Source organism: Amycolatopsis sp. WAC 04182, assembly GCF_003947465.1.
Classification (GTDB): Bacteria; Actinomycetota; Actinomycetes; order Mycobacteriales; family Pseudonocardiaceae; genus Amycolatopsis.
In genome coordinates this window covers 20,319-38,744 of the sequence record NZ_QHJJ01000008.1, presented here as the reverse complement: position 1 = coordinate 38,744, position 18,426 = coordinate 20,319, and the positions used below count along the sequence as shown (strand labels likewise).

General features: G+C 68.7%; 18 protein-coding genes. 7 read left to right on the top strand and 11 right to left on the bottom strand.

All coding sequences use genetic code 11. The features are described 5' to 3' along the window. Window positions 1-50: 50 nt before the first annotated feature. Window positions 51-1,394 carry an MFS transporter gene (locus tag DMH01_RS35160; protein ID WP_125682578.1) on the top strand — a complete coding sequence of 448 codons (1,344 nt, stop codon included), beginning with the start codon at window positions 51-53 and terminating at the stop codon, window positions 1,392-1,394. Window positions 1,395-1,828: 434 nt separating this feature from the next. Here the strand turns inward: DMH01_RS35160 and DMH01_RS35155 are convergent, their stop codons facing one another. Beyond that, entirely contained in the window at window positions 1,829-3,064 is a 1,236-nt protein-coding gene (locus DMH01_RS35155; RefSeq protein WP_233621784.1) for an HNH endonuclease signature motif containing protein, read from the bottom strand. A gap of 65 nt (window positions 3,065-3,129) precedes the next feature. After that, a complete protein-coding gene (locus DMH01_RS35150; protein WP_125682576.1) occupies window positions 3,130-4,182 on the bottom strand; it encodes an NAD(P)/FAD-dependent oxidoreductase in 1,053 nt (350 codons plus the stop codon). 81 nt (window positions 4,183-4,263) lie between these two features. On the opposite strand from DMH01_RS35150, the gene DMH01_RS35145 reads away from it, so the two are divergent. Further along, on the top strand, window positions 4,264-4,827 hold the full coding sequence (locus DMH01_RS35145) for a TetR/AcrR family transcriptional regulator (protein ID WP_125682574.1): 564 nt from the start codon (window positions 4,264-4,266) through the stop codon (window positions 4,825-4,827). On the opposite strand, the gene DMH01_RS35140 is transcribed toward DMH01_RS35145, so the two are convergent. The 6 genes from DMH01_RS35140 to DMH01_RS35115 all read right to left on the bottom strand — a co-directional run bounded on the left by DMH01_RS35140 (window position 4,824) and on the right by DMH01_RS35115 (window position 10,472). Next, window positions 4,824-5,819 (bottom strand): TerC/Alx family metal homeostasis membrane protein, encoded by a 996-nt coding sequence (locus DMH01_RS35140; protein ID WP_125682572.1) that lies wholly within the window; start codon window positions 5,817-5,819, stop codon window positions 4,824-4,826. The genes DMH01_RS35145 and DMH01_RS35140 overlap by 4 nt on opposite strands. Window positions 5,820-5,858: 39 nt before the next feature. Continuing rightward, a complete protein-coding gene (locus DMH01_RS35135) occupies window positions 5,859-6,773 on the bottom strand; it encodes a LysR family transcriptional regulator (RefSeq protein ID WP_125682570.1) in 915 nt (304 codons plus the stop codon). Further along, entirely contained in the window at window positions 6,770-7,951 is a 1,182-nt protein-coding gene (locus DMH01_RS35130) for a glycine C-acetyltransferase (protein WP_125682568.1), read from the bottom strand. The genes DMH01_RS35135 and DMH01_RS35130 overlap by 4 nt, the downstream gene beginning before the upstream one ends. Further along, window positions 7,951-8,982, bottom strand: coding sequence for an L-threonine 3-dehydrogenase (tdh, locus tag DMH01_RS35125; protein ID WP_125682566.1), 1,032 nt, complete (start codon window positions 8,980-8,982; stop codon window positions 7,951-7,953). Before tdh ends, DMH01_RS35130 begins: the two co-directional genes overlap by 1 nt. A 70-nt stretch (window positions 8,983-9,052) precedes the next feature. Further along, window positions 9,053-9,733: a GNAT family N-acetyltransferase gene (locus tag DMH01_RS35120; RefSeq protein WP_125682564.1), complete on the bottom strand. Its 681-nt coding sequence runs from the start codon at window positions 9,731-9,733 to the stop codon at window positions 9,053-9,055. A 55-nt stretch (window positions 9,734-9,788) separates the two neighbouring features. Beyond that, entirely contained in the window at window positions 9,789-10,472 is a 684-nt protein-coding gene (locus DMH01_RS35115) for a TetR/AcrR family transcriptional regulator (RefSeq protein ID WP_125682562.1), read from the bottom strand. 88 nt (window positions 10,473-10,560) lie between these two features. On the opposite strand from DMH01_RS35115, the gene DMH01_RS35110 reads away from it, so the two are divergent. After that, window positions 10,561-11,316: a sigma-70 family RNA polymerase sigma factor gene (locus DMH01_RS35110; RefSeq protein ID WP_125682560.1), complete on the top strand. Its 756-nt coding sequence runs from the start codon at window positions 10,561-10,563 to the stop codon at window positions 11,314-11,316. Between the two features lie 6 nt (window positions 11,317-11,322). Here DMH01_RS35110 and DMH01_RS35105 read toward each other — a convergent pair whose 3' ends face one another. Next, window positions 11,323-13,062, bottom strand: coding sequence for an ABC transporter ATP-binding protein (locus tag DMH01_RS35105; protein ID WP_233621783.1), 1,740 nt, complete (start codon window positions 13,060-13,062; stop codon window positions 11,323-11,325). A gap of 74 nt (window positions 13,063-13,136) precedes the next feature. Here DMH01_RS35105 and DMH01_RS35100 point away from each other — a divergent pair, with 74 nt between their 5' ends. Beyond that, window positions 13,137-13,706: a TetR/AcrR family transcriptional regulator gene (locus DMH01_RS35100; protein ID WP_125682558.1), complete on the top strand. Its 570-nt coding sequence runs from the start codon at window positions 13,137-13,139 to the stop codon at window positions 13,704-13,706. A 52-nt stretch (window positions 13,707-13,758) separates the two neighbouring features. Further along, on the top strand, window positions 13,759-14,628 hold the full coding sequence (locus tag DMH01_RS35095; RefSeq protein WP_125682556.1) for a CPBP family intramembrane glutamic endopeptidase: 870 nt from the start codon (window positions 13,759-13,761) through the stop codon (window positions 14,626-14,628). A gap of 127 nt (window positions 14,629-14,755) precedes the next feature. Here the strand turns inward: DMH01_RS35095 and DMH01_RS35090 are convergent, their stop codons facing one another. Continuing rightward, window positions 14,756-15,805 carry an NAD(P)-dependent alcohol dehydrogenase gene (locus DMH01_RS35090; RefSeq protein ID WP_125682554.1) on the bottom strand — a complete coding sequence of 350 codons (1,050 nt, stop codon included), beginning with the start codon at window positions 15,803-15,805 and terminating at the stop codon, window positions 14,756-14,758. 88 nt (window positions 15,806-15,893) lie between these two features. Here DMH01_RS35090 and DMH01_RS35085 point away from each other — a divergent pair, with 88 nt between their 5' ends. After that, entirely contained in the window at window positions 15,894-16,496 is a 603-nt protein-coding gene (locus DMH01_RS35085; protein WP_125682552.1) for a TetR/AcrR family transcriptional regulator, read from the top strand. Window positions 16,497-16,585: 89 nt separating this feature from the next. Next, window positions 16,586-17,941: an MFS transporter gene (locus DMH01_RS35080; RefSeq protein ID WP_125682550.1), complete on the top strand. Its 1,356-nt coding sequence runs from the start codon at window positions 16,586-16,588 to the stop codon at window positions 17,939-17,941. Between the two features lie 6 nt (window positions 17,942-17,947). Here the strand turns inward: DMH01_RS35080 and DMH01_RS35075 are convergent, their stop codons facing one another. Beyond that, entirely contained in the window at window positions 17,948-18,409 is a 462-nt protein-coding gene (locus DMH01_RS35075; RefSeq protein WP_034316847.1) for an ATP-binding protein, read from the bottom strand. Window positions 18,410-18,426 lie beyond the last annotated feature (17 nt).

The window sequence follows — 18,426 nt, the reverse complement described above, 5'->3', positions numbered from 1 at the left end:
GTATGCGCCCATCGCGGATTTCTATTTCTCAACCGCAGGGATCACAGCTCATGATGGTCGGCGTTCCCGGAGCGAAGGAGCTTCCCTTGCCGCACAAGAAACCCGGCGTCGTCGCGAACGTGGTCCGCGGCTGCCTCGGCAACCTGGTCGAGTGGTACGACTGGTTCGTCTACGCCTCGTTCAGCATCTACTTCGCGGCCAGCTTCTTCCCCGAGGGGAACCTGACGGCCCAGTTGCTTTCGACCGCCGTCGTGTTCGCCGTCGGTTTCCTGATGCGCCCGCTCGGAGGCTGGCTTCTCGGCCTCTACGCGGACAAGTTCGGCCGCCGGGCCGCGCTGACCCTGTCCGTGACGCTGATGAGCTTCGGCTCACTGGCCATCGCACTCACGCCTGGCTATTCGTCGATCGGCATCCTCGCGCCCGTGATCCTCGTGGTCGCCAGGCTCGCGCAAGGTCTGTCGGTGGGCGGCGAGTTCGGTTCGAGCGCGACCTACCTGTCCGAGATCGCCACTCCGCGGCGACGCGGGTTCTACTCGAGCTTCCAGTACGTCTCGATCACCGTCGGGCAGCTTTCGGCGCTGCTGGTGATGATCGTGATGCAGTCGCTGCTCACCGAAGCGCAGATGTACGCGTGGGGCTGGCGGGTGCCGTTCGTGCTCGGCGCGATCGCCGGACTCGTGGTGATGTACCTCCGCCGCAGCATGGTGGAATCGGAGCACTTCCAGCGCTCTGCCGACTCGCCTTCCCGCGGCGGCCTGCGGGTCCTGCTGCGCGAGCACCGCCGCCAGGTTCTCGCCGTCCTCGGCCTCGCCATCGGTGGCACGGTGGCGTTCTACACCTTCACCAGTTATCTGCAGAAGTACATGGTGAACACGGCGGGAATCCCCAAGCCGACCGCCTCGCTCATCGGTTTCGCCGCCCTGTTCCTGTTCATCTTCATGCAGCCCGTCGCCGGCGCCCTTTCCGACCGCTGGGGCCGCCGCCCGGTCATGTTCGGCTTCTCCATCGGCGGCATGCTGCTGACCGTGCCGATCATGACGCTCGTGGGCAGGACGGGGAATCCGTGGGTCGCCTTCCTGCTCATGATCACCGCCATGGTCTTCCTCAGCGGCTACACGGCTTTGTCGGCCATCATCAAGGCGGAGATGTTCCCCACCAACGTCCGCGCGCTGGGAGTCGGACTGCCGCACGCCCTGGCGACCGCGGTGTTCGGCGGGCTCTCGGAACCGATCGCGCTGGCCCTGAAGCAGGCCGGACACGAGAGCGTGTTCTTCTGGTGGGTCACCGGGTGCATCGCGCTGACGTTCGTGGCGACCCTGGTGGTGCGGGAGCCCTCGCGTGACTCTGCTCTGGAGATCGGTGCGGTGCGTGCTCGGGATTCCGTTGTGAGGTAGCGGGGACACGGTTACTGTTGATCGGTTTCTTGGGAGCTTGTCCTTGCGGTTGGGCGTCGCCGAATTTTGGCGATGGGCCGCAGGTCTTCGCGGTCACCGTTCCGTGAACCTTGCGGGAAACCCCGCCGGGGCGAGCGAACCGTGGCCGGATTTCGGCAACGGGCAGCTGCGGGGTTCCTCCAGCTGGAGGCTCGGTGGATGGGTCGCGGCGTCGTGGGTACCGCAGCGGCTGTCGCCGTAGCGCCGATCCACACGGAGTCCTGTCCGCACGCGCTTCAGCGGTCGCCGTATTTCGGTAATGGGCGATGTGGTGGCGATATCCCAGCCCACGGCATGATCATGACCGGAGTCCATCCCGACCGAGCCGTAGCCGTATTTCGGCGACCAGGCGGTGCCGATCGTCGTGGAAGCGCTGCCGTTTTTTGGCGACGGACTCAGAACGGTGGCTCTTCAGTGCGGGGTTCGTGCAGTGGCGGTGGCGAGCTGTCGTAGCTGTGTCCCGTGGGTGTGGTGATGGTGAGGGTGCCGTCTTCGGTGAGGTGGTAGATCCAGCCGGGTTCGTCTTTCAAACGGTGGTCGCGGCGGCACAGATCGATCAGTTCGGTGTTGGCGGTGTGGCCACCGTGCTGCCAGGGCACAGTGTGGTCGAGGTCGCAGGCTTGGGCGACACGGTGGCAGCCGGGTCTTCGGCATTCCCGGTCCCGGACCCGCACGAACTCACCCAGTCCGGCGGTGGGCCGATACCGGTCCCGGCCCAAATCCAGGACCTGTCCCGACAAGGGGTCGGTGATGATCCGCCGCAACACCGTGTCCGGGCCGGACGCGATCTGCCGGGCCAACGACGCCGGAATGTGCCCGTGCCCGGCCAACTCGGCCGGATCCTCGTTCACCCCGAGGTAGGTGTTCAGGTCCATGTAGAGGAACACTTCGGACCGTTCGCTCTTGCCGCCTTGGCCGCCCAACATCAGATCGAGGGCGATGTCGGCGCGCAGCTGATCCAGGGTCCGGGTCTCGTCCCCAGTCTTGAGCGCCCGCGCCTCACGATCGATCCGCGTGTAGGCGGCGGCGACTTTCTCGACGGGGCCGTCTTCGACCTCGATCGAGGCGACCCCCATCTCGCCCTGCCGGATCGACAACCGACGCCCGCCACGATGCCGCTCCGCCCGTCGAGCCGCGCCGTCACGGTCGGCCATCACCGCCGCGTGATTCGCCGCCTTCCGGATCTGCTCCGAATTCCGGCCCGGCAGGCGGTCTTCCAGGACCGCGTCTACCGCGCGGGCATCCTCGTCCGACAGCCACGCCGTCGCGGTGGCGACTTTCATCGCCCCGTAACCACCCACCTCGCCGCGGTCCAGCAGCCCGAGTGTCCGGGGCAGGCGGGTGGTCAACGCCGCCGCCGTCGACACCAACCCAGCGGCGTGACCGTCCACAACGGACAAAGCGAACGCGACCTCCTGCACCACACTCGACGCCCCGCCACGGTGCCGGTTCAGCTGAGCCAACGCGCGGAACCGGACCGCCTCCAACCGCGCGATCCCCTCCGACGCCGCGACAGCCGCGTCGACAGCATCACCGTCGCCCAACGAATCCAGCCCGGCATTGACCTCCTTCAGTGCATCAGAAGCAGTGATTTCCTTGAGTAGCGCCACAGTGGCGTTGCATGTGTCCACACACAAAAGCTACAACCGACCACCGACAGTTTCCGCGCCGACGAGCTTTCCCTTACACACCAACGCTAATCGACATCGAGCAACCCCTGAGCACCATTCTCCAGCTGCCGCGCGATCTCCTCCGACCGCGGCAACATGGTCTTCTCATACAGAGCAACACCCTCGCCGACAGAAGCAGACCCGGCCAACGCCAGTGCAAGGTCGCAAGCGTCGACCATGGCCAGATTGACGCCGACACCGAGCGGCGGCATCAGGTGAGCCGCGTCGCCGAGCAAGGTCACCCATGGCTTGTGCTCCCACGTGTGCGGGACGGGCAGGACGTACAACGGGCGGTCGACGTACGGGCCGTCGTTGTCGGTGATCATCCGCACCATCGACGGCGACCAGCCGGAAAACGCGTCGAGCAGCCGGCCGCGGACGTCCGGGTTCGACCCGATCCAGTCCGCCGGCAGCCGCTGGATGATGTAGACCCGGATATGGTCCCCACTGTTGCGCTGCGCGAAAAGGCACCGCTCGCCGTCCGCCGCCATCGCACTGCCCTGGCCGACGAGTTCGGCGAGTTCGGGGTGCACGTTCTCGACGTCGTCGAACCACGCCTCCAGGAAGGTGATCCCGGCGTATTCGGGCACGGCCGCCGAAACCGCCGGACGAACCCGTGACCACGCGCCGTCGGCGCCGATGACCAGATCCGTCTCGACCGTCGTTCCGTCCGTGAACCGCAACAGCCCAGGGGCCTCGACCCGGTCCAGTGTCCGTCCCCAGTGGACGGTGCCCGGCTCCAGCGAGTCGAGCAGGAGCTCGCGCAGCTGACCGCGGTCGATCTCCGGTTTGAACATCTCCCCTTCGGCAGGGACATGGTGCTCCACGAGACGCCCAAGCGGATCCAGTTTGCGCATCTCCTGCCCTTCGGGGCGGGCGAGGGCGAAGAACTCGTCGAGAAGGCCGGCTTCGCGCAGGGCCAGCTGCCCGTCGTCCGCGTGCAGGTCGAGGGTGCCGCCCTGGTTGCGAGCTTGGGGATGCGGATCGCGGTCGTACACCGTCACGGGGACGCCGTGTTTCTGCAGGATGCGAGCGCAGGTCAGACCTCCGGGGCCCGCTCCGATGATGCTGATCGTCATGACCCCAGAAAAGCAGAACGAGTTAAAAAGTGCAACGAGTCAACTTAGTGACCGTGACAACTCATGCGGTAGGGTGCCTGCATGGAGACACCGGGACGGCGTGAACGCAAGAAGGCGGCCACCCGCCGAGCGCTGGCGGACGCCGCGCTGAAGTTGTTCCTGGAGCGCGGCTACGACCAGGTGAGCATCCGCGACATCGCCGAGGCGGCCGACGTCTCGACGACGACGCTGTTCAAGCACTTCCCCAGCAAGGAGGCGCTGGTCTTCGACGAGTCCCAGGACCGCGAAGAGCGCTTGGTCGCCGCCGTCCGGGACCGCGAAAAGGGCCAGAGCATCGTCGAGGCGCTGCGCGCGTACGTGCTCGCCACCTGGCTTCCGCTGACGACGCATCCCCAGTACGCCGAGTTCACCGCGCTGGTGAGCGGCACACCGGCGCTGCAGGAGTACGGCGAGCGCATGTGGACCCGGCACGCCGCGGCCCTCGGCACCGCGATCGCCGAAGAGACCGGCGTGGACTCCGACGACATCGCCTGCCGCGCGCTCGCGCGCTTCGTGCTGGACATCCCGGCACTCACCAGGGGCCGCCCGGATCCGCGGGAGGACGTCGAGAAGATCTTCGATCTCCTCGAGCGCGGCTGGCGCTAGTCCTCCTCGGGACGGGAACCGCGCAGCGAACCCGGATGCGCCTTGGCGGAGGGATCCTTGCGGGTCTTGAGCAGACTCGCCACCGTCACCACGACGAGGATGCCGATGATCACCGCGAGGCTGACCGGCGTCGAGATCTCCGGAACGCTCTCGTCGATGTCGACGTGTGCCCAGTGCAGGATCAGCTTGATCCCGATGAACCCGAGGATCACCGCGAGCCCGGCCGACAGGTACACCAGGCGATCGAGCAGGCCCTTCACCAGGAAGTACAGCGCCCGCAGGCCCAGCAGGGCGAAGGCGTTGGCCGCGAAGACCAGGTACGGCTCGTCGGTGACGCCGAAGACCGCGGGGATCGAATCCAGCGCGAACAGCAGGTCGATCCCGCCGATCGCGAGCAGCACCACGACCAGCGGCGTGCCGACCCGCTTCCCGTCCACGCGAGTGAGGAGCTTGCCGCCGTCGTATTCGGTGGACAGCGGCAGCAGACGGCGCGCGGACCGCACCACCACGTTGTTCTCGACGTCCGGATCCTCGTCGCGATGCCGGAACAGCTGGATGCCGGTGTAGATCAGCAACAGCCCGAACAGCAGGAACATGAAGGAGAACAAGGAAAGCAGCGTGGCGCCGAGCGCGATGAAGATCGCCCGCATGATCAGCGCGACGACGATGCCGAACGTGAGCACCTTGTGCTGATGTTCCTCGGGTACCGCGAAGGTGCTCATGATGATCACGAACACGAAGAGGTTGTCGACGGACAAGCTCTTCTCGACGATGTAACCCGCGAAGTACTGCTGCCCGAAGTCGCCACCGTGCGCGAGTGTCAGCCAGACACCGAACGCCACCGCGACCAGGATGTAGCCGACCGACCAGGCCACCGCCTCGCCGAAGCCGACCTTGTGCGGGCGCACCGCCGCGAGGACGAGGTCGAGTGCCAGGAGGCCGAGCACCAGCCCGATCGTGACGATCCAGGTGAGACCATCGATCTGGAGCATCCGCACCCTGTCTTTCCGTGGACGGCAGGTGCCAAGATCCTAAGTGCGACTCCCCCGGTCCGCATTCGCATGACCCGGCGCGGCGTCCAGCAGTGCGGCGAGCACGGTCTTGAGCAAGGGGTGGTCCGCGCTCCCCCGCCGGACGGCGGCGAACACGCGGCGCAGCGGCGGCTCGCCGCGCAACGGGACGGCGACTGCGCCGGGCACGGCGGCGAAAGCGTTGCGCGGCACCAGTGCCACGCCCTCGCCCGCGGCGACCAGGGTGGTGATCGCGTGGAAATCGTCGGACACGTGCCGGATCGCCGGGTTGGCGCACACGATCATCAGCACGTCGCGGCACGGATTCCCGGGTTTCGGCGCGATCCATTCGTCGTCGGCGAGGGCGTCGATGTCCACTTCGGACGCTTCCGCGAGCCGGTGCGCGGTGGGCAGCACGACGTCGAAGGGCTCCACGTACAGAGGGAACCGGGTGAGCCTGCTTTCATCCGTCCGTGGCGAGAGGCGGTACTCCTCGGTGATCGCCAGATCGACCTCGCCGTCGAGCAGCAGCGGGATGCTCGCGTGCCCTTCGACGTCCTGCACCTGCATGGTGACCCCGGGCGAACCGGCGCGCAGGGAGGCGATCGCCGGCGCGACGACCATCGTGATCGCGGAGGCGAAACTCGCCAGCCGCACCAGGCCCTGGACGCCGGAATCGAGCGCGGCCAGCGTCGCCCGCGCCCGTTCCAGCTCGGCGGCGACGGCGTTGGCGTGCACCACCATCAGTTCACCGGCGGGGGTCAGCGAAACCCGCCTGCCCCGGCGGCGAAGCAGCTGCTGGCCGCACTCGGCTTCGAGTGCGGCCAGCTGCTGGGAGACCGCGGACGGCGTGAGGTGCAGCGCCTGGCCCGCCGCCGTCACGGTGCCGTGGTCGGCGAGGGCGCGCAGCACGCGCAGCCGTCGCGGATCGATCATTCGTCCATCATGGACCTTGCTGTCACGAACGCGTCGACGGCCCGGTCGACGTCCTCGGTCGAGTGCGCCGCCGACATCTGCGTCCGGATCCGGGCCTTGCCGTGCGGCACCACGGGGTAGGAGAAGCCGATCACGTAGATGCCCTGGTCGAGCAGCAGATCCGCCATCTTGCCCGCCTTGGCGGCGTCGCCGATCATCACCGGGATGATGGGGTGCTCACCCGGGAGCAGGTCGAAACCGGCCTCGGTCATCCGGCGCCGGAACAGCTCGGTGTTGGCGCGCAGCTTGTCCAGCAACTCGCCGGAGGAGTCCAGCAGTTCCAGCGTGGCGAGCGCGGCCGCGGTGATCGACGGCGCCAGCGAGTTCGAAAACAGGTACGGCCGCGAGCGCTGCCGCAGCATCTCGACGATCTCCGCGCGGCCGGAGGTGTAGCCGCCGCTCGCGCCGCCCAGCGCCTTGCCGAGCGTGCCGGTCAGCACGTCGACCTTGTCCTGGACGCCGAACAGCTCCGGCGTGCCGCGTCCGGTCGGCCCGGTGAAACCGACGGCGTGCGAGTCGTCGACCATCACCAAAGCGTCGTAGCGCTCGGCCAGTTCGCAGATCTCGTCGAGCGGCGCGAGGTAGCCGTCCATCGAGAACACGCCGTCGGTGGCGATCATCCGGTACCGCGCGCCGGACGCCTCCTTGAGCCGGGCCTCCAGGTCCGCCACGTCGCGGTTGCGGTAGCGCATCCGCTTCGCCTTGCACAGCCGGACGCCGTCGATGATCGACGCGTGGTTGAGCTCGTCGGAGATGATGACGTCCTGTTCGGTCAGCAGCGTCTCGAAGAGCCCGGCGTTGGCGTCGAAGCAGGAGCTGTAGAGGATCGTGTCCTCGGTGCCGAGGAACTCCGACAGCTTCGCCTCGAGCTCCTTGTGCGGCTGCTGGGTCCCGCAGATGAACCGCACCGACGCCATGCCGAAGCCCCAGCGATCCAGCGCCTCCTGGGCGGCCTTGATCAGCTTGGGGTGATCGGCGAGACCGAGGTAGTTGTTGGCGCAGAAGTTGAGGACGTCGCCGTCGCCGACACTGACCGAAGCCCGTTGCGGCCCCTGGATCACCCGCTCGCCCTTGTACAGCCCGGCTTCCCGGATCTCGGCGAGCCCGGCCTTGAGGTCGTCGCGCATCGCGCCGTACATCAGTTCTCCGTCCAGTCCAGAATGACCTTGCCGCAGCGGCCTTCCCTGGCCGTCGCGAACGCCTTCTCGTATTCGGTGTAGCCGAACCGGTGGGTGACCACCGGCGAGATGTCCAGCCCGGCCTGCAGCAGCACGGACATCGAGTACCACGTCTCGAACATCTCGCGTCCGTAGATCCCCTTGATCTGGATCATCTTCAGCACCACGGACGCGATGTCGACCGACACGTCGGAAGCGGGGAGGCCGAGCAGCGCGACGCGGCCACCGTGCGACATGTTCGCGATCATGTCGCGCAGTGCCTCGGGCCGCCCGCTCATCTCCATGCCGACGTCGAAGCCTTCGGCCATGCCGAGCCGCTCCTGCGCGTCGGCGATGGTCGAGGAGGAGACGTCCAGCGCGAGGTCGACGCCGACCTTGCGGGCCAGTTCCAGCCGGTGCTCGCTGACGTCGGTGACGACGACGTTGCGCGCGCCCGCGTGGCGCGCGATGGCGGCGGCCATGATGCCGATCGGGCCGGCGCCGGTGACCAGCACGTCCTCGCCGATGACGGGGAAGGACAGCGCGGTGTGCACGGCGTTGCCGAGCGGGTCGAAGATCGCGGCGATGTCGAGGTCGACCTTGGTGCGGTGCACCCAGGCGTTCATCTCGGGCAGGACGGCGTACTGCGCGAACGCGCCGTCGGTGTGCACGCCGAGACCCTTGGTCCTGGCGCACAGATGACGCCGCCCGGCCTTGCAGTTGCGGCAGCTTCCGCAGACCAGGTGGCCCTCGCCGCTGACCAGGTCGCCCACCTTGACCGTCGTCACCGACCGGCCGATCTCGACCACCTCGCCGACGAACTCGTGCCCGATGACCAGCGGCGCGGCGATGGTGCGCGCCGCCCAGTCGTCCCAGGAGTCGATGTGCAGATCGGTGCCGCAGATCCCGGCGCGCAGCACGCGCACGGCGACGTCGCCGGGGCCGACGACGGGGTCCGGCACGTCGGTGAGTTCCAGCCCGGGTGCTCGGTCGGCTTTGACCAATGCCTTCATGGCGCGAAGTCTGGCCCGCCCGCGCTGTTCAGTCCATCGCGAGTTTCTGAAATCCCTCGTTAGAGCAACTTCACAAGGAGCCCGGCACGCGGACCGACACGAAGTCCGGCCGCGGCGCCACCTCGAACCCGATCGACCGGTAAAGCCGGATCGCCGAGGTGTTCGTCGCCGCCGCGTGCATCATCGGGTGTTCGCCGCGAGCCCGGATCCCCGCCGCCACCGCGCGGATGAGCCGCGTCGCCAGTCCTCGGCCGCGATACGCCGGGTCGGTGCAGACGGCGCTGATCTCGGTCCAGCCGGGTGGATGCATCCGTTCCCCCGCCATCGCGATGAGGGCGCCATCCCGCCGGATACCCAGGTATGTCCCCAATTCGATGGTCCGTTTCCGGAACGGCCCCGGTTGGGTCCGCTCCACGAGGTCGAGCATCTCCGGGACGTCGTCCGGCCCCAGTACGACGGCTTCGGGATCTTCGGCGGCTTCGAGCGCGACGTCGACCAGCCGGACCCCGGCGATCCTGCCGAGCACTTCCCAGTCCGCCGGGACGGGCAGCGCGTTGTGGACGGTGACCGTCCGGCCGGGACCCGCCAGCGCGGCGACGTCGGCCCACACACCGTCGTCCGGCTCGGGCGGCAGGGCGAAGAAGGGCGCGACGTCGACCTGGTAGCGCAGCACCTGTCCGAAGCGTTCCGCGAAGTGGGCGTGCGGCCCGGTCAGCGAAGCCCAGGCCGGGTCGTCGAAAGGGGTGACCATGACGGCACCGACAGCGGACGGCGGGCTTTCATTCCCGCTCCCACATCCTGAGCGCTCAGGTGCCCGGCACCAGCAGCGGGGAGTGCGGATCGAGCTCGATCCCGCGTTCACGGAGCGTGTCGTCGATGACCCGCCAGATCCAGCGCACCAGGAGGGCCGCGAGCTCCGGCAGATCGATGCCGCCCGGGTTCTCCAGCCAGCGCGCGGCACTCGCGTCGACGAGCCCGACCAGCCCGAAGGCGAGCGGTTCGGCGATCCGGCCGTCCAGGTCGAAGGTGTCGAGGTAGTGCTCGAACAGGATGGAGAGTTGCTTGGCGATCGACGTTTTGACGTCGATGATGGCGTCGCCGCCGCGCCGCCCGGCTTGGGAATGCCTGGCGAGATAGCGGTAGAGGTTCCCGTATTCGGCGAGCCAGCCGGTGTGCGCGCCCACCGCGACGGTGATCAGCTGCATCGGTGTCCCGCTCGGATCCCACAGCGGGGCCAGTTCGGCGGTGATGAGCCGGACGGCGCGGTCGGCGATCGCGCGCTGCAGGTCGGCGGCGTCGTCGAAATGCTTGTACACCCGCGTTCTCGCGACTCCCGCCTCGTCGGCGATCTGTTCGGTGGAGACCTCCGGACCGTGCGCGGCGATCGCGCGCAGCGCCGCGTCGACGAACTCCCGCCGGCGGCGCTCACGCTGTCCCGCCCAGCGCGCCGCGCGGCCGTCCGGCCTCGGCGCGTCGGCTTCAGGCGTCATCCCCCGGAGTTTATCGGTGGACGGTTAGCGGGTACACTGCCGTACCCGTTACTTTGAGTATGCAGATCGGCCCGTCCGGGAGACCGCGATGAGGGAAGACGTCGACACCACAGCGGACGCCACCCTGCTCGACGCCTTCCGCGCCGGTGACATCGCCGCCGGCGAGACACTCTTCCGGCGGCACGCCGAGCCGCTCCGCCGGATCGCCGCGGGCTGGGTCTCCGAGCCCGCCGAACGGGACGACCTCGTGGCCGAAGCCTTCGTGCGGGTCCTGAGCGTCATCCGCGACGGCGGCGGCCCGCGGGAGAACCTCCGGCCCTACCTCGCGGTCACCATCCGGAATCTCGCGGCCAAGTGGAGCCACCACCACAAGCGGGTCGAGTTGTACGGCACGACCCCGGCGGTCGAAGAGGCCGCCGGGACGATCGGCGCCGAGGAACTCCTCATCCTCCGCTCGAACGCCCGGCTGGCGTGGACCGCCTATTGCGCGCTCCCCGGCCGCTGGCGGACGGTGCTTTGGCGGACCGAGGCCGAAGGCGACTCGCCGAAAGTGGTCGCTCCACTGTTGGGAGTCTCGCCCAACGGCGCCTCCGTCCTGGCACTGCGGGCCCGCGAAGGACTCCGCCAGGCGTTCTTGCAGGCACAGGTCCCCGAAACGGGAACGCCGTGCTGCCAGGAGGCGCGGCGCCGGATGGGCGCGTGGCTCCGCGGCGGCGTACCGGGCCGCCGGGCGGACCTGATCTCCGCGCACCTGGCGGACTGCGAACCGTGCCGCACCGTCGCCACCCGGCTCGACGAGATCAACCGCGAGATGCCGCCGGGTGTCCGCGCCGTCTCCGCCTGAAGCGGATCAGCCGGGAACGGGGGCGCCCTCCCCCGCGATCCGCAGCGCCTCCACCAGTTCCCGGTACAGCGTATCGGTGGCGAGCAGGTGCTCGTGGCTGCCGCTCGCCCGGACGCGGCCTTCCTCCATCACCACGATGGTGTCCGCGTCGATCACCGTGGACAGCCGGTGCGCCACGGTGACCACGGCGCCCTCGCGCGCCAGCCGCCGGATGCAGTCGTGGATCGCGCTCTCGGTCCGGCCGTCGACCTGCGCGGTCGCCTCGTCCAGCAGCACCACGTCCGGTGTGCGCAGGATGGCCCTGGCCAGCGCGATCCGCTGCCGTTCCCCGCCGGACACCGACGTCGACGAAAGCGGCGTGTCCAGTCCGTCGTCCAGCGCGGCGATCTTGTCGCTCAGCCGGACTTCTTCGAGTGCTCGCCGCACTTCTTCTTCGGTCGCGTCCGGATGGGTGAAGAGCAGGTTCTCCCGGATCGTCCCCGGCACGATCGGCGTCTCCTGCTCGACGTAGGCCAGCCGGGTCCGCACGTCCGCGTACGGCAGGTCCGCGTACTCGCGTCCGTCCAGCAGCAGTGAACCCGAATCCGGCCGCACGAACCGCATGATCAGCGACAGCATCGTGGTCTTGCCCGCGCCGGACGGTCCGACGATCGCGGTGTGCCCGCGTCTCGGGATCTTCAGCGACACGTCCCGCAGTGCCGGATCGCCGCCGTAACCCGCGGTCACCCCGCGCAGTTCGACTACCGGGCCGCTCTGTTCGCCCGACGGCTTCGTCCGGACGGGCACCCGGTCCTCTTCCACCTCGAGCGCGTCCATCTCCCGGATCCGCCCGGCCGCGGCGATCCCCGCCTGCAGCGCGGTCATGTTCTGGCTCAGTTCGGTGATCGGCTCCATCAGCGCGAACGCGTACAGCAGGAACGCGATGAGGCTCGACACCTCCAGCAGGCCCGCGTCGACCCGCCAGGCGCCGAGGCCGAGGATCACCAGGGTCGCGGCCTGGATTCCGGTCCAGGCCACCACCCAGGCGACGGCCTCCCGTCGCACCGCGCGGACACCGTGCGCGGCGGCGGCTTCCGCGTCGACCAGGATCCGCTCGGACTGCCGGGCTTCGGCACGGCTGGCCTTCACCGTGCGGATCGCCCGCAGCGCGCCTTCGAGGACGCCGCCGAGACGGCCTACGCGGTCCTGCGCCTTTTCCTGTTCCTTCGCGATGGCAGGCATGAGCCACGTGAACAGCACGATCACCACGAGCACGGCCGCCACCGTCGTCGCCAGCAGCACCGGGTCGAGCACGCTCATCAGCACCAGGGTGCCGACGAGCATCACCACGCCGTTGATCAGGCCGATCACGCTGGACGACGCCGCCTCGCGCAGCAGCACCGTGTCCGAGGTGACGCGCGTGACCAGCTCCCCCGTCGGTCGTTTCGTGATCGCCGGGATCGTCGCGCGGAAGAACCGCCGCACCATCGATTCCCGCGCCTTCAGCACCACCCGCTCGCCGACGGTGCCGAGCAGGATCCACTGCCCCAGCCAGATCACCGCGCCGATCACCATCAGGCCCGCCAACGCCAGCACCGGGCCCGCCAGCGACGCCGACGAACCGAGCGAGTCGAGCACCCACTTCGTGACCATGGGCGTGGCGAGACCGGCCGCCGAACCGAGCAGGGCGAGTACCAGGCCGATCGCCAGTGCCCCCTTGTGCGGCCGCGCGAACGACCACAGCACCTTCAGTCGTGGAGTGTTCATGGTTCTCAATGGAACACGAGTGTTCTAAAATCGTCAAACGAGTTCCATATCGGGAGCGAGGTACGGTACCGGCCATGAGTGAGGGTGTGGTCACCGAGACGGGTGTCCGGGCGAGGACCCGGCGCGCGATCCTGGACGCGGCCATCGAGACGTTGACCAAGCAGCCGAGCGCCACGCTGGCCGACATCGCGGCGGCGGCGAACGTCGGGCGCACCACGGTGCACCGGTACTTCGCGGAGCGTTCGGATCTCATCGAGGCCATCAGCCACGACGCCCTCGACAAGATCTCCCAGAGCACCCAGCGGGCCAGGCTCGACGACGGCCCGGTCCCCGCCGTGCTGGCGCGGTTGTGCCAGGAGTACTTCGAGCACGCCGACATCTTCCAGTTGCTGTTCACCATGCCGGATCTGGTGACCCGTCCCGAATGGGCGGAGGAGAGCGACGACGACCGCCGCCTGATGCGGCTCATCGAACGCGGGCACGCCGAGGGCTCGATCGATCCGGCGATGACGAAGGAGTGGTTGCTGCAGTTGCTCTGGAGCCTGCTCTACACGGCGTGGGAGCTGGTGCGCGACAAGACACCGAAGCACGAGGCACTCACGTTGTGCCTGCGCAGTCTGGAAAAGGTCATCGCGGTCGGCTGAAGTCCTCCGAAGTGATGACGCGAACTCGCGCGGCTTCGAAGATCCTGGCCCGGTGAAAGAAAAACCTCTACCCGCCCGGGGAATCCTCTTCGGCGGGCTCGCGGTGTTCGTGGCCGCGCCAGCGCTGCTGCTGGCGACCGGGCACGACACGATCAAGCCGTCCGCGGATTCGGACAAGGCACTTTCTTTGGCCGGAGCCCTGATCCCGGCGCTGGCCGGGATGCTGCTGATCCGCGGGATCCCGCTCCACGCGCCGAGACTGCTCCCCGACGCGACCGACCGGGCCAGACTCCGGAAGCAGGCGACGGCCTTGGTGCTCATCGCCTTCCTGTGGCCGCTGGCGTTGTTCCTGGTGTCGGCGGCAGGACAGCAGGCGCTGGTCCGCGACATCTGGGCGCTCGCCAAGCCGCTCGTGTTCTTGGTGCTGCCGCTGCTTTTCCTGCGCACGCGAGGGGAACCCGATCCGTTCCGGCTGACGTGGCGGCCCCGGCAGGCCTGGCAATGGCTCGCGCCGATCCCGGCCGTGCTCGTGTTCGGCTGGCTCTCCGTCCTCGGCCCGCTCGCGCCGCCGCTCCCCACCTCGGAGGACTACCCCGACCCGGTGTACCTGGCCGTCGGCGCGACGCTGACCTTCTTCACCGCGAACGTCCTCGAAGAGGTCTTCTTCCGCGGCATGCTGCAGACCCGGCTGGAGGCGCTTTTCGGGCGGTGGCCGGGAATCCTGCTGGCCGCCCTGCTGTTCGCGTGGCTGCACCTGCCGACGCACGGACAGGGATCGCTCCCGCTCACACTGGGCGCGATCGTGGCCTTCCAAGGGTTCTTCGGCCTGTTCACCGGCTACCTGTGGTCGCGCTACCGCAACCTGTGGGCACCGATCGCCGCGCACACCGCGATGAACACCGTGCCCCTGCTGCTGATGTGAGCCGGCGGCTCGGCGCTCGTTTGCTGGAGCCGGTGTCGCGAAAGCCACTTTCGGGACATCAGACGTCCCGAAAGTGGCTTTCGCGACATGATCGCCAGGGCCAGCACTCACCAGACGGCTGGGCGGATCACGCGCCGATGGTCGCCGCGTCGATGACGAACCGGTACCGGACGTCGCTGTTCTCGACCCGGTCGTAGGCCACGTTCACCTGGTCGGCCGAGATCGTCTCGATCTCCGCGCCGATCCCGTGCTCGGCGCAGAAGTCGAGCATCTCCTGGGTCTCGGCGATCCCGCCGATCATCGAACCGGCGAGCACCCTGTTCCCGCCGAGCAGCGAGAAGGCGTTGTAGGACAACGGTTCGCCGGGCGCGCCGACGTTCACCATCGCGCCGCCGACCCGCAGCATGCCGAGGTAGGAGTCGACGGGCAGCGTCGCGGAAACGGTGTTGAGGATCAGGTCGAAGCGGCCGCGAAGCGACTTGAACGTCGACGCGTCGCTGGTCGCGAAGTAGTCCTTCGCCCCCAGCTTCAGGCCGTCTTCCTGCTTCTTCAGGCTCTGGCTGAGCACGGTGACCTCGGCGCCCATGGCGACCGCGATCTTCACCGCCATGTGGCCGAGTCCGCCGAGGCCGACGATGGCGACCTTCTTGCCCGGCCCGGCACCCCAGCGGTTCAGCGGGGAGTAGGTGGTGATGCCCGCGCACAGCAGCGGAGCGGCGACGTCGAGGCCGATCCCTTCCGGGATACGGCAGACGAAGGCGTCCTTCACGACGATCTGCCTGCTGTAGCCGCCGTAGGTGTTCTCGCCGTCGAAACCGACACCGTTGTACGTCTGGATGTTGCCCTTGACGCAGAACTGCTCGGTGCCCGCGAGGCAGTATTCGCACTCACCACAGGAATCGACCATGCAGCCGACCCCGACGCGGTCGCCCACCCGGTACTTCGTCACGTCGGAGCCGACCGCGGCGACGACGCCGGCGATCTCGTGACCGGGGACCATCGGGAAGATCGCGCTGCCCCAGTCCTCCTTCACCTGGTGGATGTCGCTGTGGCAGATCCCCGCGTACGCGATGTCGATCAGCACGTCGTCCGGACGCAGGTCGCGACGCTCGATCGTCGTCGGCGACAGTGCGGCGCCCGGGGACGGCGCGGCGATGGCGTGCGTGGTCGTCGTCATGAAACCCTCCGAGAAACAGTGAGACCATGTAAGAGGTCACTTACAACTAGCGTAAGAGGGCTCTTACATATTCCGCGACCGGGACGGTGTGATCCACGACATGGGCGGCAAGTACCATCACGGCGACCTTCGCGCCGAACTCGTGCGGGTCTCGCTGGACCTGATCGCCGAACAGGGGCTCGGCGCGTTCTCGGTCGCCGAGGTCGCCAGGCGCGCGAAAGTCAGCCCGGGCGCGCCCTATCGGCACTTCCCCGACAAGGAGAGCCTGCTGGCCGCGATCGCGGCCACCGTCGCCTGCCAGCTGGCCGACAGGGTGCAGGAAGCCGTCGAGGCCGAGAGCGAACCCGTCGCCGCGCTCGCCGCGGCCGCGGGCGCGTACACCGAATACCTCATCGAACGCCGGGCCGGGATGAACATCATCTACTCGGACGGCCTCCAGGGTCCCGAGCACGCCACCCTGCACGAGCAGACCCGCCGCCTGACCGACCAGTTCGTCATGCTCTGCCTGACGGTCGCGGACCGGCCGCAGGACGGGCTCGAACTGATGGAGCAGTTGTTCACCCAGGCGCACGGCTACGGCACGTTCTATCTCGACGGCGTCTTCACGAAACAGGGCTATTCCACGGAAGTCGTCGTCCGGAAGTCCGTCGAGGCCGCCCGCGCCGCCATCGAAGGCCGCACGAAAATGTGACGTGATTCACGTCTGATTTGTCCGATTACCGGGGCTCCTCGCGCCGACAGGATGCGAAGCGCAATCCTTTCGACAACGAGGAGAATCGCGTGAGCATCGGGCAAGAAACCGGATCGTGGCGGGAACTGGGCCGCCATACGAGCACCGCGGCGGTGCTGGCGGGTGGCGTGCTCGTCGGCGCGATCACCATCTACGTGGCGGCGAGCCTCCTGCCGACCGCCGTCCAGGACATCGGCGGGCGGCCGCTGTACGCCTGGACCATGACGGCGTTCCTGGTCGCCCAGGTCGTCGCGACCACGGTGGTGGGCCAGGCCCTTTCCCGCTTCGGCGGCAAGGCTTCCTACCTGCTCGGTTTCGGTGTCTTCGCCGCGGGCTCGGCCCTGTGCGCGGCGAGCCCGTCGATGCCGGTCCTCCTGATCGGCCGCGGGACACAGGGACTCGGCGCCGGCCTGCTGACCGGGCTGGGTTTCGCGCTGATCCATTCGGCGTTGCCGCCACGGCTGTGGAGCCGGGGCAGCGCCCTGATCTCCGCGATGTTCGGGGTGGGGAACTTCGCCGGCCCCGCGCTCGGCGGTTTCTCGGCACAGTTCGGTTCGTGGCGGTCGGCGTTCGCGATCCTCGCCGTGGCGGCGGGAGTGCTGGCGATCTTCGTGCCCCGGGCACTCCCCGACGGCGAACGCCCGGCACAGTCGCCGCCGGTCCCTGCCGTTTCGCTGGTCCTGATCGTCGGCGCCGCCGGGGCGGTGAGCGTGGCCGGGATCCTGTCCGACGTTCTCGCGATGGCGGCCTTCATCGCGCTGGGTCTCGTGCTCGTGTGCGCGTTCCTGGTGACGGAAAACCGTGCGGCGACGAGTGTGCTGCCCGGTTCGGTGTACCGGCGGGGCTCGCGGCTGCGGTGGATCTACCTGACCATCATGGTGCTGGCGTCCGGCGTCGCGGTGGAGACGTTCTTGCCGCTGTTCGGCCAGCGGCTGGGCGGGCTTCCGCCGGCGGCGGCTGGATTCTTCGCCGCCGCGCTGTCCTTGGGCTGGTCGGTGAGCCAGCTCGTCAGCGCGTCGTCGCGGAAGACACGACGGCTCGTGCTCGCCGGTCCCGCCTGTCTCGCCGCCGGGTTCGCGCTGCTGGGGCTGCTGCAGACCGAGCAGCCGTCGCTGCCCGTCGTCCTCGCCTGGCTGCCGGTGCTCTTCCTCGGTGGCACCGGAATCGGCATCGCGATGCCGCATCTGTCCGTCGCGGCGATGACCTCCGCCCCGGACGGCGAGGGCGGGCAGGCGGCGGCCGCGATCGCGACGATCCTGACGATGTCGACCGCGTTCGGCGCGGCGGTCGCCGGTCTGCTGGTCAACTTCGGCGGCGCTTCGGTGGTCACGTCGGCGAGGTGGCTGTTGTTCGGTTTCGCGGCCATCTCCGCGCTGGGACTGCTCACCGCACGCCGCGCGGTCTGAGTCGGGTCAGTTCCGGGAGCGCCTCGTGCGCACGCGCGGGAGCGCTTCCGGACAGCCGCCACCGCACCGGATGTGCGCCCAGACGATCTTCCCGCCCCGCACCGACTCGCGCCGGACGCCCCACTGCACCGCCACCCCGTCGACCACGAGCAGCCCCCGTCCGCGGGGGTCCTCGATCTGCGAACACCGCGCCCGGGGTTGCTCGACACTGACGTCCGCGACCTCGATCCGCACCGCGCAGGGAGTCACGCCGCGCCACAACTGGATGTGGCGTGCGCCACCCCCGTGCACATAGGCGTTGGCGACGAGCTCCGTCGCCGCGAGCAGGACGTCGTCGAGGTGCTTCTCGCCGAGATCGGGAAGGCATCTGACCACCCAGGCACGCATGTCCGGCAACGCCCGTGGCGTCGTGGCTCGCAGGTCAAGCACCCAGGTCCCCGGCACCGGATGCTCCGCGATACTGATCATGGAGCCACCCTTCCCGT

Coding starts and splice junctions, on each gene's coding strand:
- DMH01_RS35160 (WP_125682578.1), top strand. CDS start 51: ATGATGGTCGGCGTTCCCGGAGCGAAGGAGCTTCCCTTGCCGCACAAG.
- DMH01_RS35150 (WP_125682576.1), bottom strand. CDS start 4,182: ATGACGATCAGCATCATCGGAGCGGGCCCCGGAGGTCTGACCTGCGCT.
- DMH01_RS35145 (WP_125682574.1), top strand. CDS start 4,264: ATGGAGACACCGGGACGGCGTGAACGCAAGAAGGCGGCCACCCGCCGA.
- DMH01_RS35140 (WP_125682572.1), bottom strand. CDS start 5,819: ATGCTCCAGATCGATGGTCTCACCTGGATCGTCACGATCGGGCTGGTG.
- DMH01_RS35135 (WP_125682570.1), bottom strand. CDS start 6,773: ATGATCGATCCGCGACGGCTGCGCGTGCTGCGCGCCCTCGCCGACCAC.
- DMH01_RS35130 (WP_125682568.1), bottom strand. CDS start 7,951: ATGTACGGCGCGATGCGCGACGACCTCAAGGCCGGGCTCGCCGAGATC.
- tdh (WP_125682566.1), bottom strand. CDS start 8,982: ATGAAGGCATTGGTCAAAGCCGACCGAGCACCCGGGCTGGAACTCACC.
- DMH01_RS35120 (WP_125682564.1), bottom strand. CDS start 9,733: ATGGTCACCCCTTTCGACGACCCGGCCTGGGCTTCGCTGACCGGGCCG.
- DMH01_RS35115 (WP_125682562.1), bottom strand. CDS start 10,472: ATGACGCCTGAAGCCGACGCGCCGAGGCCGGACGGCCGCGCGGCGCGC.
- DMH01_RS35110 (WP_125682560.1), top strand. CDS start 10,561: ATGAGGGAAGACGTCGACACCACAGCGGACGCCACCCTGCTCGACGCC.
- DMH01_RS35105 (WP_233621783.1), bottom strand. CDS start 13,062: ATGAACACTCCACGACTGAAGGTGCTGTGGTCGTTCGCGCGGCCGCAC.
- DMH01_RS35100 (WP_125682558.1), top strand. CDS start 13,137: ATGAGTGAGGGTGTGGTCACCGAGACGGGTGTCCGGGCGAGGACCCGG.
- DMH01_RS35090 (WP_125682554.1), bottom strand. CDS start 15,805: ATGACGACGACCACGCACGCCATCGCCGCGCCGTCCCCGGGCGCCGCA.
- DMH01_RS35075 (WP_034316847.1), bottom strand. CDS start 18,409: ATGATCAGTATCGCGGAGCATCCGGTGCCGGGGACCTGGGTGCTTGAC.